This window comes from Devosia salina, from assembly GCF_019504385.1.
In the GTDB taxonomy this organism is placed as follows: domain Bacteria; phylum Pseudomonadota; class Alphaproteobacteria; order Rhizobiales; family Devosiaceae; genus Devosia; species Devosia salina.
This window is the reverse complement of sequence record NZ_CP080590.1, coordinates 3,775,608-3,789,756: the sequence shown is the minus strand read 5'-3', so window position 1 is coordinate 3,789,756 and position 14,149 is coordinate 3,775,608. Positions and strand designations below refer to the sequence as shown.

Sequence of the window (14,149 nt, the reverse complement as noted above, 5' to 3'; positions counted from 1 at the left end):
AGGAATTGTCTACAAGGAAGTAGTCCGCGTCGGCGGATCGAGGGGGTACTGGATGCATATTGGTCGCCGTGTGGCGGTCGAAGACGCGTGATGTCGTCGGAGATGTCGCCGCTGTTCAGGCTGGCGATAGCGTCTGGAAGAGCAGAGACAGTACGATCGCACCTTGAGCGGGGTGCAGATCCGAATGCGCGCGACAACACCGGTGCGACCGCTTTGCTGCTGGCTGCATCACGCGGCCGTCAGGACATCTGCGAGATTCTCATCGATCATGGGGCGGACACTTCTGCGTTGGATGGCACGGGACGAACGGTCCTCGACTACGCCACGCAATGGGGTTTCGACCTGACGATCGATGATGCGGCCCCAATAGAGCTGTCGACTGATCAGGCCGCGGCCATTCAGGAATCCGGCATTGCCGATACATCTGCCGGCGCCAAGGACTCCCACCCGGTCCAGCAGGCAGACGCTCTCCCCGTCCTCTCTCCAGCAGTCGAAGACCCGACAGAGGCTCCCGGAACGACTGCAGGGACGCTGCTCGACGCTGTGGCCTTGGGGCTCGGGCTGCACGAAGCCGAGCCGTCAGCAAACGAAGACGACGTTCAATCGTCGGACGGCTGGGAGGCAGAGCCGGAGTTCCTGTCCCGCCCGGCCGATGACGCTCGTATCGCGGCCGCAGAGGTCGCGCATGAAACGTTCTCGCGACCCAGCGCGGCGGTAGACGCCAGTGACTGGTCGCAGGTAGCCGTAGCCCTTCCAGTCGAGCTCGGCTCAGCATCGCCGCAGCTGCCGGGACCGCTGCGCGACCTGATCCTCGATGCGCTGCGTGATGGCCGCATTGCCGCCAGCGGTTTGCGCGAGGGAATCAGCCGAACGAAGAATGGTCGCGAGTACGCTCGTCCAATCAGAATTCTGCTGAGCGACCTCGGCGTGACCGTGGACACCTCCACATTGGGGGCGGTCCTCGACGCCGAGGCACCTGCTGCGCAGAGCAAAGAAGTCGAGCCTGGTGCGCTCGAGGACGCAGCGGAGTTCCTTGGTTCGCTGCTCACCAACGACCCTGAAACCGCTTACCTCGAGTCCATTCGGGCACTTAGGGAGGATGCCCTTGGACTTCAGCCCATTCTGTGGGCGCGCGCCGAGGAGCTGCGAAGACGTCTCGCTCATGTCTTTGCCCGAATGCCGGGTGGTCTGGAACTGCTGGAGGGAGCGGGTGCGCTCTTCGCGGCAGATCAGGATGAAGATACTTCGGAGGAGGAGGACTCAGAAGAGGGACCGGGCGAGGATGAGGACGAAGAGGCTGCGCGGAACGAAGCTCCTGTGGAGGACCAGCATCCGAACGAGGAGAGTCATCTCGCAACAAGGTATGCGGACCTGACACCCAACGAACTGGCGCTGGAACTGGCCGGAATGCGTCTGAGACCCACGGTGTTCGAGGACGCAGCCCGCAGGGCGCGCGAGCTGCGGGCGGAGGGGTTCGAGGATGCCATTGCATTTGCCGCCGAGCTGCGAGGCCGGCTGAACAGGATCGTCGAGACAAACCTTGGCCTCGTCGCCTGGGTGGCCAAACGATACCGGAACAAGGGCATGGAGCCGCTCGACCTCATTCAGGAGGGAAGCATCGGTCTGATGAAGGCGGTGGAGAAGTACGATCCGGATCGAGGCGCCACCCTTGGCACCTATGCGACCTGGTGGATACGACAGTCCATCACTCGGGCGATGGCCGACCTTTGCCGCACGATCAGGGTCCCCGTTCATCTTCAGGAGCGCGCACGCAAGCTGGAGAGAGTTCGGCAGGAGCTTCATAGCGAACTTGGGCGTCCGGCCACCGCTACCGAACTGGCGGAGGAGATGGAAATCTCGCTCGATGCGCTTGTCAGGCTCCAAAGGCTGACAGGCACTCTCGTGACGCGGGGCAACAACGTCGAGCGGTTGACGAGGGAAATGACCACGGGCCTCGTGGATCCTCAAGCCAACCCGGAGGATGCGATGTGGGACGGGAGGACGCGCCAGGAGATCGCGGATCAGTTGCTGGAACTGACACCGCGTGAGGAAAGGGTCGTTCGGCTGAGATTTGGCATTGGCATGGCCGACGAGCTGACCCTCGAGCAGGTCGGCGAGACATTCGAAGTCACCCGTGAGCGCATCCGTCAGATCGAGGCCAAAGCGTTGCGGCGGTTGTCGCACCCCAGCAGGACCAAGAGGCTGAAGGGGGCACTTGATGTCCAGTGAACGGACCAGATCCGCGCCCCCGCGGGCAACAGCGCTGGTAGAATCGCTCCGCGGTCTCGGCTACACCGCCGGCAGTGCTCTGGCCGACGTGATCGACAACAGTATCGCCGCCGGCGCCAGCACGGTCCGGGTAGACATCGAATGGAACGACGGCAATGGCCGTGTCACCATCCTCGACGATGGCCGGGGCATGGACGACGCAACTCTTGAAAGTGCGATGCGGTTGGGTGACCGAAGCCCGCTGGATGATCGCGACCCAACTGACCTCGGGCGCTTCGGTCTCGGACTCAAGACAGCATCGTTTTCCCAGGGGCGGCGGCTTACGGTTGCCTCGAAGAAGAGCGGTATCCGCAGCGTGCTGCGCTGGGACCTCGACTATCTTCTCAACTCAGAGGACGGCGGCTGGCATCTGCTGGAAGGCGCCGATCCATCCTCGGAGGATGTTCTCGGCAGGCTCGAAGGCTTCGAGACCGGAACGTTGGTGATCTGGGAGGTGCTGGACCGCATGCTGCCGAAGGGCGGCACCAAGCAGGACCTCTTGGATCTGTCTGACGGTATCCAATGGCATCTTGAGATGGTCTTTCATCGTCTGCTGGAGGACGGACGACTACAGCTTGTTCTCAACAAACGGCCGGTGAAGCCGTGGGATCCCTTTCTAGCAAATCATACCGCGACATGGTCCTCTCCCGAGACTCCCCTCCAGAAAGCCGGCAGGGGCGCAAGGGTCCAGGCATTCGTTCTGCCGCACAAGGATCATCTGAAAGACAAAGAGTACAAGATTGCTGGCGGGCCCGACGGCTGGAACGCGCATCAGGGCTTCTTCGTATACCGCAACGATAGATTGCTCCTTTCCGGCGGGTGGCTCGGCCTGGGGAAAGGGAGGGGCTGGAACCGCGAGGAGCCGTATCGGCTCGCCCGCATTCGCCTCGACATCCCGAACTCCGCCGATGCCGACTGGAAGATCGACATCCGCAAGTCGACGGCCCGGCCGCCACCCTCGGTTCGCGAGGAACTGACCCATATCGCCCGCGATGCCCGGGACAGGGCAAGAAGCGTTTTCGCCTATCGCGGCACGCCCGCCGGGCACGGAGCGCGCGAACCGGTGAGTCAGGCGTGGGAAACCAGCAAGTCCAGATCCGGCACCCGCTACCGCATCTCCCCGAACCACCCTGCCGTGGCGGCCGTCCTCGAAGCTGCCGACAAGGCCGGCAACGGCATGCGGGCCGACGTCCTCGCCATGCTGCGGGTGATAGAGGAAACCGTTCCGGTTCAGCGCATCTGGCTGGACACTGCCGAGGACAAGGAGACGCCCCGAACGGGCTTCGGTGGTGAGCCGCCGAAGGAAGTCATGACGGTGGCGCGAACGCTCTTCATTTCGATGGTGAGGCGCAAAGGCATGGCACCCGAGCTCGCGCGGGCAAGCCTGCTGCGGACCGAACCGTTCGACCAGTATCCCGAGCTCATCGCAGCTCTGACGGAGGACAACTAGATGGGCGACACCGCCACGGAGCAGAAGGTCATCAAGTTTGCTCAGGAGCTGATCGCCGACGAGGAGAAGTCGAGCGTCACGCCGGCCGTGATCAATGAGATCGTCGATCGGGTCCTGATGCTGAACCGCAGCTGGAGCCAGCTCATCGACAAGGAGGTGGTTCAGGCCGAACTGATAAGGCGCTTCAGCATGTGGATGGGCGAGAACACCACGCTGAAGAACGACACTGGGCATGAGAGCTGGCTCAACTCGCAGCGCAAGTCGCAGTGGCGGTACTGGCAGCGCTACCGGGAATACCAGGAGCGCAAGATGGCGACCGCGGTCGTCGATGGACTTGACGAAGTCACCGACCAGATCCTGTCGCTTTTGGAGGATCCGCTGCGCGAGGGAAGCTGGGACCGCAGAGGCATGGTCGTGGGCCACGTCCAGTCCGGCAAGACCAGCAACTACACTGGTCTAATCTGCAAGGCGGCGGATGCTGGTTACAAGATCATCATCGTCCTGGCGGGCATCCACAACAACCTGCGGTCGCAGACGCAGATGCGTCTCGATGAGGGGTTCCTGGGCTACGAGACCCATCCTGACCCGGAAGCCATCCGCATCATTGGTGTGGGAGAACTGGACTCGGATCCTGCGATCCGGCCCAACTATGTAACCAATCGCTCCAACGGCGGCGACTTCAATGCGGCTGTGGCGAACAAGCTGGGCATCAGCCCTGAGAAGCGGCCGTGGCTCTTCGTGGTCAAGAAGAACAAGAGCGTTCTCGAGAAGCTGAACAAGTGGGTCAGGAACCACGTAGCGGATTATGAAGACCCTGCCACGGGCCGCAAGGTCGTGACAAATCTGCCCCTCCTGCTGATCGACGACGAGGCCGATCACGCCTCGGTGGACACCGGGGCCGACATCGTCGACGAGGACGGCCGCGCCAATGAGGACCACGAGCCAAAGGCGATCAACAGACTGATCAGACGACTGCTCGTCAGCTTCTCGAAGTCGGCATACGTCGGCTATACGGCGACGCCGTTCGCAAACATCTTCATTCACGAGCGAGGCGAGACGAAAGAGGAAGGGCCTGACCTGTTCCCGGCATCTTTCATCATCAACCTGGGCGCCCCCAGCAACTACGTGGGCCCTGCCCGTCTCTTCGGGCGTCCCGGCGAGAACGGCAGAACCGGGGCCATGCCGGTGGTCCGACACATTTCGGACTGGTCGACGAACGACGACACGGATGGCTGGATGCCATCGAAGCACAAGAGCGGCCACGTCCCGACGATCGACGGAAGACCTGAACTACCCGAGAGCCTGAAAGAGGCGATCCTCTCGTTCGTGCTCGTCTGCGCGATACGTCACAAGAGGGGCCAGGGCAGCGAGCACAGCTCCATGCTCGTCCATGTCACGCGCTTCACGGCCGTGCAGGGTCACGTCTTCGATCAGGTGGAAACGTACCTGAAGGCGCAGCGACAGCGCATCGTTCGCGGAATAGATGACTCCTCCGTTCTTGACGCTCTGAAATCGATCTACGAGCGAGACTTCCGACCGACGACGGAGGGAATCCGGCGTGGCCAGCCCGATCTGGAGGTCGCGTCTCTGCCTGAATGGGGGGAGCTCCACGCCGTCCTGCCCGATGCCGTCGCCGACATCGAGGTCCGGAAGATCAACGGGACCGCCAAGGACGTGCTGGACTATGCGGACACCAAAGGACCCGGGCTCAAGGTGATCGCGGTCGGCGGCGACAAGCTGTCGCGCGGACTAACGCTCGAAGGTTTGTGCGTCAGCTATTTCCTGCGGTCCTCGAAGATGTACGACACGCTAATGCAGATGGGCCGGTGGTTCGGCTATCGCCCGGGCTACATCGATCTTTGTCGGCTGTACTGCACGAAGGAGCTGTCGGAGTGGTTTGGTCATATTGCCGACGCCTCGGAAGAGCTGCGCGAGGAATTCGAACTGATGGCGGCGAGCGGCGGCACGCCGCGGGACTTCGGTCTCAAAGTCCAGTCGCATCCCGTTCTCATGGTCACCTCGCGCATGAAGATGCGCGCGGCAAAGACGCTGATGCTCTCATTCAGCGGGCAGTTGCTGGAGACAGTGTCGTTCAGCACGGATCCGTCCCGGATCGAGAGGAACTACGAAGCGGCCAGGCATCTTGTCGCTGGGCTGGGGTCGGACGCCAGGGCAGCCGGCATCACCCGAAACAGGGCTGGACGGGACCAAACCTGGAAAGGTCGCATATGGGAGGACGTGGATCACGGTCGGGTCCTCGAATTCCTCAGGTCCTACACGACGAGCGACAGCGCACTGAAGGCTCGCAGCAATCTCATAGCCGACTATGTCGACTCCCTTGCCCGCGAAGGTGAGCTGCGAAAATGGACGGTCGCCGTGATTGGTGGCGCCAGCGACAAGACGCTCGAGTTCCTGCCGGGCGTCGCTCTCGTGACGCGCGTCAAGGACCCAGCTGCTGCGGACGCAACGGACTATCGCATTGGCAGACTGCTTTCCCCGCGAGACGAGTCGCTCGATCTCGACGAGGAGCAATGGTCGCGTGCACTGACCGTAACGCGATCTGCCTGGCAGAAGGACCCGGGGCGACGCACCAGCGAACCCGAGGAGCCGAACGGTCCCGCCGTTCGCTATGTGCGTGGTACGACCTTGGGTGGGGATGGTCCACGCGGCCTTCTGCTGATCTACCCGCTCGACCCCGCAGGATCACAGCATGCCAAACTTCAGCAGACCGACGTGCCGGTGATCGGAATCGGCGTGAGCTTTCCTACGAGCGAGCTGGGTACGAGGGTGCCCTATTCCGTAAACAACGTGGCATGGGAGCAGCAGTATGGCTCCGCTGAGTGAGCATCAGCAGCTTGAGTCCGCATGGCGCTCGCTGAGGTCGAATGACACCAGCGAGGGATGGCGGACGATTGCCATCGGCAAGGGCAGATTCCGCGCGGGCATCCGGTACCCGGAGAACGAAGAGGTGCTGCTGGCGGGATTCTCTATCCGGCCACCCGGTCAATCGGATCTGCCGCAGGCTCGGGGCTTTTCAGTGTCTCGCGTCGGCGATGATGCCGCTGGAGACGCTTTGGTCTGGATAGGCATCGCCAGAACCCCTGCTGCGAGCATGGAGATGTTTACGATCATGGCGGCCGATCTGCTGGAATCCGACGCATCCATTGGCGATGTCAGCGAACTGCGCGCCTACCACTCTTTTGTTTCTCGCATCCGCAGCTGGCAGCAGTTCATGGAGCGACCAAGGGACCGGAAGCTTTCCGAATCCGAGGAGATCGGGCTCTTTGGCGAGTTGAAGGTCGTGCAGCGACTGATCCGGTCCGGCAGACCGGCCTCCGAGGTGCTCAGGATGTGGAAGGGACCGGCGAACGGATTGAGAGACTTCTCCCTGGGGACGGTCGCTCTCGAGGTCAAATCGACGATTTCACCGAACGGCTTTCCAGCTCGGATCGCATCGCTCGAGCAGCTCGATGACGCCGACGATCGGACCATCTACCTGCTCGCGCAGCGCTTCGCCCTCGATGCTTCCGGCCAGAGCTTGCCTGAACTCATAGAGGAGGTCCGGCAAGACCTTGGCGAAGGCGACGAACTGTCTTTTGGCCGTAGTCTGCTCATGGTCGGGTACGAGGGCGCGTTCGCGGATGAATACGTTCGACGCTTCATCGATGCCGATGTTCGTGCCTACAGAATGGACGAGCACTTTCCGCGTCTGGCGCGGAGCGCGGTTCCGCTGGCCATCAAATCGGCGAAGTACGACCTGGACCTCGATCTGGTCGGCGATCCAACGGCCGAACTCGACGAAATCTATCTGGCTCTTGGGGGGCCACTGCCGCTATGACACTTGAGGAATTCCTGGTCCAGACGCAGAGCGACGTTCAACGGGAAGCGAACGAGAGAACCGGGCAGCCCGGCCCGTTCCCGCATCCGGTATCGCTCTTTTCCGAGATCGTCATGCAGCATATGTCCGATTTCGGCATGACGAACGAGCCGCAGGTACTCCATATCGAGCGACGGCTCGGCAACGCCATACTGCGACTCAGCGGTTACGCCATTTCCGAGGACCTCGATCAGCTCGACCTTTTCGTCAGCCTTTACCTGGCCGCGCAGGAGCCGACTTCGGTGCCGGAGTCCGACATCACGGGTGCCGCGCAGCAATGCATGCGCTTCCTTGAAAACACCGTATCCGGCAAGCTTGCGTCGAAGATAGATCCTTCCGATGAGGCATACGATCTCATCCTTACGGTCAGAGACTGCTACGATAACCTCGACCAAGTCCGCGTCTTCGTGCTGACGGATGGTGTGGCGAAGTCCAAGAGCTACAAACCTCGCGACATCGGTGGCAAATCGGTCCTGCTCGAAGTCATGGACATCGAAAGGCTTTACCGTCACGTGTCCGAAGGCAGGCCGCGTGATGAGCTCGTGGTCGACTTTGTCGAAGCCTTCGGAAGCCCTGTGCCCTGCGTCTACGTCCCTGGCGTATCGGGGGAGTACGATTACGCACTGGCCGCGTTCCCGGGCGCGATGCTCAGGACCCTCTACGAGAAGTGGGGCTCCCGCCTGCTGGAGGCCAATGTCAGGTCCTTCCTCAGCCAGACGGGCAAGGTCAACAAGGGCATTCGCGATACGCTGCGAACCTCGCCGGACAGGTTCCTCGCCTACAACAACGGCATCGTCGTGGTGGCGGACGAACTGAGTATTGGCACGTCTCCCGATGGCGGAACGGGCATCAGCTGGCTCAAGGGCATGCAGATCGTGAACGGCGGTCAGACCACCGCTTCGATCTATTTCACGAAGCGAAAATTCCCGGAAGTCGATCTGTCCCAGGTGCGGGTACCGGCAAAGATCATCGTTCTGCGTTCGAGCGACGAGGCATCGGATGAAGCCCTGATCTCCGACATTTCGCGGTTCGCGAACTCGCAGAACCAGGTCCGTGTTTCCGATCTCTCTGCAAACAAGCCGTTCCACGTCGAGATGGAGCGGCTCTCCTCTACGACGTACTGCCCTGATGGTGTCGGTCGATGGTTCTACGAGCGTGCCACTGGCAGTTACAACGTCATGCTGGCTCGTGAGGGCAAGACGCCGGCAAGGCTGCGGGACCTGAAGCTGGCAATGCCGACCTCGCGAAAGGTAACCAAGACCGATCTGGCAAAATACGCCCACGCCTGGCGGCAAAAACCGCATCTGGTAGCGCTGGGCAGTCAGAAGAACTTTCAGATCTTCAACGATGAAGCCATCGCTGAGGGGGCCGTTCCCGACCTAGCTGAATTCAAGAACTTGATGGCGCAGGCCTTGCTCTACCGTCGCGCCGAGAAGTTGATCCGGCCGGCCTTTCAGGGCTTCCAGGCCAACATCACGGCCTACACAATCGGGGTGATCGCAAACCGTCTCGGGGACCGCATCGCCCTCTCGCAGATTTGGCAGCAGCAGGCTATCTCGGACGCCTTCGTTTCTCTGATCAATCAATGGTCCCGGGAGGTGAATGACGCTCTCAGATCCAGTGCAGGGCAGCGGATCGTCTCTGAGTGGGCGAAGAAGGACGAGTGCTGGGAGTACGTGCGGTCCCGTGAGTATTCCAAACCTGCATTCCCCCTCCTGGAGATGCAGTAGTGCGATGTTGGCTGGGTGCGTCGTGCTGCTACCCCTTGCCAGCACCGAGATGCCCGGCGGCAGTGACGTGGTGCAACAAATCGCGCTTTGCGGGACAGCGAGTAGCAGATTGGGCGGATGCTTCGCTCTTCTTTGCCAGATCAGCCGAGATGCCGATTGCGCGGACGAACGATTTCGGCGATCCCACTGCGACGTCACGCGCTGTTAACCACGCGATCGAGCAGTCATAGCCATGTTCTTGCTTTGATGCGGGTGAACTCGCATCTTGGTTGCGTCAGGCCGATTCCGGCTTGATTGGCCGGCAGGCCGCCCTGCAAGGCGGCCGACGAAGGGTCTGCAAACCCTCCGTCAGCCTGAGCCACATAACCCCTGTCCAACCAGAGGCATACATGACCTATCCTTCTTCTAGCGGCGCTGCGGCGTCGAACAAGCCCCCTTTTTCTTCCCCGGCAGTGACCAGCCCGATCGCGATCGCGTCGGGACTGGTGCAGCACGACCTGGTCAGCCCGACCGATCAGGTGGTGATCCTCGGCGTAATCGAGGATTTCGGCTCGGCCAGCGTCGGCGACGTCATGGTCGGGCTGGACGGTCACGCCGATCCAGCTGGCGCGATCCAGGTGCTTATTGCGGCCGGTCTGATCACCGCCGATCTCCGCGCGGGCCTACTGGACCAGCACACCATGCTCACCCGCGCGACACCGATCGATCCCGATGATGACCCGTCGCCTTCTGCGCCGGGTGGCATCATGCCGATTTCTGGAGACCTTCCAGACGACGTCGTGGCGCTTTCCGTCACCAGCCTGCAGCCGAGCGTGCTGGTCAGCCCGGGCAGTGCCCGCCGTGCATTGGGACGCACGGGTGCTTTGCGCCGTCCCGGTGTTTATATCCTGCTTTCCGGCGCGCAGGTCTATGTCGGCATGGGGTCCGACGTCGGCCGCCGCGTCGCCAATGGCTCCCAGCCGATTGCCGATGTCGATGCCATCATCACCATCACTGACGCCCATGACGGATTGAGCGAGGCCGACGCCTTGGTGCTCGAACGCATCATCCACACTCGCGTGTCCGCAGCGCGGGAGGTCGCCCTTGTCAATGGGACGCCCGACGGTGCGCCGGTTTCGTCGAACCGCTATGAAGAACTCAACCTTCTGGCGGCCATGGCCTGTCATGCCCTTGCCCGTGAGGGGCACCTCTTCGTCAATCTCAGCCCGCGCATGGTGCTGGCGGGTCCCCGCGCGGAAGTGGGTCGCCTGGCACCTTTGCGGGCGTTCGACGAGACGCCGAACGGCGAGGTGATGGAACTGGCCTTCGGCAAAGGTCACATGGCCCTCGCCTGCCGCCGTGCCGATGACGACTGGCTGCTGTTGCGCGGTTCCGATATTCGCCTCGATTGCGTGGCCAGCGCCAATGCCTCTGTGAGCTTTTTGCGCGCCGCCTGGCACAATGCCGGTATTCTGGAACTGGCCCATGATGGTGGCAGCTATGTGCTGACCTGCGATATGGCTTTTGCCTCGGCCTCGGCCGCCGCCCATTTCGTGGTCGGCGGTAAGAGCAAGGGCCGCGGCGGTTGGCAGCCGATCGATACCGGCCTTCCCGCACCGGCGCTTTAGCGCGGTCTCTTTCTCGCGCGTCCTCCGTCTTTCATTCATCTCACTCGTGGCGCGGCCCCTGGCCGCCGCCTGGAGAAGTTACATGTCCTTTTCTTCCCTGCGCATCCCATCACCTGATACCGAAGCCGACGACGATCCCCATCGCGAGGACAATACTCCTCCTCCTCTGGTGGAGCGGACGAGCGCCGCCCTGGCCCAGTGCATGTTCGAGGCCGCCCGGACGCCTTCGTTGAGGCGCCTGTTCAAGACCCGGCCCCGCCTCATCGTGATCAAGACCGCCGATGAGGCTTCCGCCGCCATGCTTGAGCGCTATCTGTCCGGTCAGGACCGGATGACGATGGTCGCGGCCTATACGGAACAGCAAAAGACCGGCGGTCGCTACGAACCGCAGGGGCGTACCGAACTGGACCTGCTCGAAAGGGGCCGCAGCGTCATCCTGATCTCGCAGGATCCGGAGCATTTGCTTGTTTCCGAGGCTCTGGCGGGCGCCGATGCCATCGTCACGGTGCCGCATCCCGATCTGGCTGTGATCCGCAAGACCATCCGCATGGTGACCGGCCGCACTGTCCGCGGCCTGCTGCCGGCCGATGTCGAGAGGCTGTCGATCCAACACCTGACCGTCGCCATCCGGCCGGGCCTCTCCTCGCGGGACTGCGTCCTCAATCTGCGCCACATGGCAAACGCCAGCCAGAAGCCTGACGAAGCCAATACGACTGTGCCTCTCGAACGCCTGGCATTGACCGAGTTGGTCTCGGATTGGGCTTTCGAGACGCTGGCGCTCATGCACCATGCGACCGAAGGGAAGGTCGATGCGTCCGCCCTGCGCTTTGCCTGCCTGGAAGGTCCGCCCGGCACCGGCAAAACGACTATTGCCGCCGCGCTGGCCCGTTCGGCAGGGTGGCGCTTCGCATCGACATCGGCGGGGAGCTGGTTTGCCGCTTCCGGCGGGCATCTGGGTGACGTCATCCGCGCGGCCCGCAAGTTCTTCGACGACATCGCCCTGTCGCAGGAGCCGGTGGTTGGGCTGCTCGACGAGATCGACGCCATCCCCGATCGAGCAACCATGGACACAGACGACACGTCCTGGTGGTCGCCGGTGGTTACCTTCCTGCTGACCGAGATCGACCGGCTGCGCAAGTCCGGCAAGCCGGTCATGCTGATCGGCGCCACCAACCATTTTGGCCGACTGGACAGGGCGCTCATTCGCCCCGGTCGGTTGGAGTACAAGGTGTCCGTCCTGCTCCCGGACGTCAATGAGCGTCGCCGCATGTTCGCGGCCTATATCGGCGACAGAATTGATGCCAGTGGCATCGCGGCACTGGCCCGGCTGGCCGTGGAAGCGACGCCGGCGCAGATCGAGAGCTGGTGCCGGTCTGCCACTGCCAGAGCCAAAGCCGAAGAGCGGCCGCTCGCCCTGACTGACCTCATAGCTCTTGTTGCGCCACCAGATGGCCGCTCACCGGAGACCGACCGGGGCATTGCCATTCATGAAGCCGGCCATGCGGTGGTGGCGCATGCACTGAACCTGCCCATTGCAGAGGTGTCCATCGTCGCCGTCGGTGCGATGGGCGGGTGGGTCAAGCCCAAGCTCAAGGACGGGCTTCTCAAGCGGAGCGATGTCGAGAATCTGGTGACGATGGTGTTGGCCGGAAGGGCAGCCGACACCGTGCTGGGCAGTGGCGCCAATAGCGGGGCGGAGTCCGACCTCGAGATCGCTAACATGGCGCTGCGCAGTGCCATGCTTGATCTCGGCCTTTTTGGCACCCTGACGACGGGTCAGAACGTCGACCCACGCCACTGGAACAACGGGTCCTCTTTGTGGGCGGCCATTGCGATCGAGCTCGATCGTCTCCACGATCGGGCCGTCAAGATCGTCAGCCAGCGTCGGAACGAAATCTTCCGCCTGGTCGAGGTCCTGCTGGTCGAGCGCGTCATCACCGGCGACAGGCTGGCCGCTATCCTCGAGGCCGGTTCCAAGGTCGAAATGCCGGGCATGGCCGGTGATGCTGGCGGCGCCATCGAGTACCACGCTCCCGTGACAGGGAGGATCTGATGCAAAACACCGATCAGATCCGTATCGCCGCCCATGCGTGGGACTATGCGATCAATCTGTGCATCCGCAGCCTGCCGCCTGGTCCCGAGTGCGAAGCGCTCATTGCCTGTGACCAGCGCCCGACCACCGCCAATGTCCGCGCAGCCTTGGCCATTGGCCGGGGTCGCCCCTGGCTGGCGTTGATCGAAGCCGCACTGATCGAGATCGCTCTCGCCGCCATTGAAGATGTTCTCTACGAGGCCGACCGTGACGATCGCAGCTGAAACCCGGAGCCTGATCGAAGCCGCGCTCGATGGTGATCCGGCGCTGGCGACGCTGGCAGTTGTCGGCGCCTCGCCGGCAACCCTGGTAGGGCGTATTGCCCCTGGAATCCCGGCCAGCACCATCGGGGGTTCGGCCTACTATCTCCAGCCGCCATTCGGCCGCGAAACCCTCGTCGAACTAGTCGTGCGCGTGCAGCGCTTGCGCTGGCAACGGTCCGCACCTCTGACGCCTCTGGCCTTGCCGCCAGTTGAGGCGGATCTTTTGGCCCTTCACCAGAAGCACAAGCGAGCCACGGTCGGGTTCGAGTGTCTGCCGGGTTGGACCGATCTGCTCGATGCCGTCTTTACCTGGCTCGACGAAATCGCCTCAGACCGAAACTGGGCACTGGACCAGATCAAGGAAAAATACGGCACGTTGCGCTTCTATTGGCACGGCGATCTGCCCGAACTGGGAGATGCCATCATCTCGGCCGCCGAGCATCTTTCCGGGCATGTTTGCGAAGTCTGTGGAGCGCCAGGATCGCAGCAGAGCTGGAATGGCTGGTGGAACACCCACTGCCCCGATCACAAGCGCCGGAGGTCGTCATGAGTATCCTGTCCATGGAAGTCATCACCGCTGGATTGCGCGAAGCGGAGCGCATCAAGGCCGGGTTCGTCCCCGGAGAGGATGATCTGGCCGATGCACCGCTCCTAACCGACTGGGCTATTCAGCCGCTGCCTGCAGGGCTGGTGCGTTTCGTCGGCTTCGTCAGTGGCCATCCCTTGCTGCAGGACGGTTGGATCACCACCTCGGTGGTCCTTGCCGCCGATGAACAGGCCGGGTGGGCGCGAACCGTCAGCAGGTACTATCGCCTTGGTCCCCGGCTCGGGGGATACGCGCCCGAAAGCTAGCAAGCGAGCA

General features: G+C 62.6%; 10 protein-coding genes. All 10 read left to right on the top strand.

The window, feature by feature from the left end; all coding sequences use genetic code 11:
• Positions 1 to 90 precede the first annotated feature (90 nt).
• The 10 genes from K1X15_RS18565 to K1X15_RS18520 all read left to right on the top strand — a co-directional run bounded on the left by K1X15_RS18565 (position 91) and on the right by K1X15_RS18520 (position 14,139).
• Positions 91 to 2,229: a sigma-70 family RNA polymerase sigma factor gene (locus tag K1X15_RS18565; RefSeq protein ID WP_220305053.1), complete on the top strand. Its 2,139-nt coding sequence runs from the start codon at positions 91 to 93 to the stop codon at positions 2,227 to 2,229.
• A complete protein-coding gene (locus tag K1X15_RS18560; RefSeq protein WP_240549562.1) occupies positions 2,219 to 3,718 on the top strand; it encodes an ATP-binding protein in 1,500 nt (499 codons plus the stop codon). Before K1X15_RS18565 ends, K1X15_RS18560 begins: the two co-directional genes overlap by 11 nt.
• A complete protein-coding gene (locus K1X15_RS18555; protein WP_220305052.1) occupies positions 3,719 to 6,562 on the top strand; it encodes a Z1 domain-containing protein in 2,844 nt (947 codons plus the stop codon).
• A complete protein-coding gene (locus K1X15_RS18550) occupies positions 6,546 to 7,556 on the top strand; it encodes a PD-(D/E)XK motif protein (protein ID WP_220305051.1) in 1,011 nt (336 codons plus the stop codon). Before K1X15_RS18555 ends, K1X15_RS18550 begins: the two co-directional genes overlap by 17 nt.
• Positions 7,553 to 9,325, top strand: a complete 1,773-nt coding sequence (locus K1X15_RS18545; RefSeq protein ID WP_220305050.1) for an AIPR family protein — start codon at positions 7,553 to 7,555, stop codon at positions 9,323 to 9,325. The genes K1X15_RS18550 and K1X15_RS18545 overlap by 4 nt, the downstream gene beginning before the upstream one ends.
• Positions 9,326 to 9,714: 389 nt before the next feature.
• Positions 9,715 to 10,932 (top strand): GIY-YIG nuclease family protein, encoded by a 1,218-nt coding sequence (locus K1X15_RS18540; RefSeq protein ID WP_220305049.1) that lies wholly within the window; start codon positions 9,715 to 9,717, stop codon positions 10,930 to 10,932.
• Positions 10,933 to 11,014: 82 nt separating this feature from the next.
• On the top strand, positions 11,015 to 12,985 hold the full coding sequence (locus K1X15_RS18535) for an AAA family ATPase (RefSeq protein WP_220305048.1): 1,971 nt from the start codon (positions 11,015 to 11,017) through the stop codon (positions 12,983 to 12,985).
• A complete protein-coding gene (locus tag K1X15_RS18530; RefSeq protein ID WP_220305047.1) occupies positions 12,985 to 13,248 on the top strand; it encodes a hypothetical protein in 264 nt (87 codons plus the stop codon). Before K1X15_RS18535 ends, K1X15_RS18530 begins: the two co-directional genes overlap by 1 nt.
• Positions 13,232 to 13,837: a hypothetical protein gene (locus K1X15_RS18525; RefSeq protein WP_220305046.1), complete on the top strand. Its 606-nt coding sequence runs from the start codon at positions 13,232 to 13,234 to the stop codon at positions 13,835 to 13,837. The genes K1X15_RS18530 and K1X15_RS18525 overlap by 17 nt, the downstream gene beginning before the upstream one ends.
• On the top strand, positions 13,834 to 14,139 hold the full coding sequence (locus K1X15_RS18520) for a DUF6634 family protein (protein ID WP_220305045.1): 306 nt from the start codon (positions 13,834 to 13,836) through the stop codon (positions 14,137 to 14,139). The genes K1X15_RS18525 and K1X15_RS18520 overlap by 4 nt, the downstream gene beginning before the upstream one ends.
• The last annotated feature ends 10 nt before the right edge of the window (positions 14,140 to 14,149 follow it).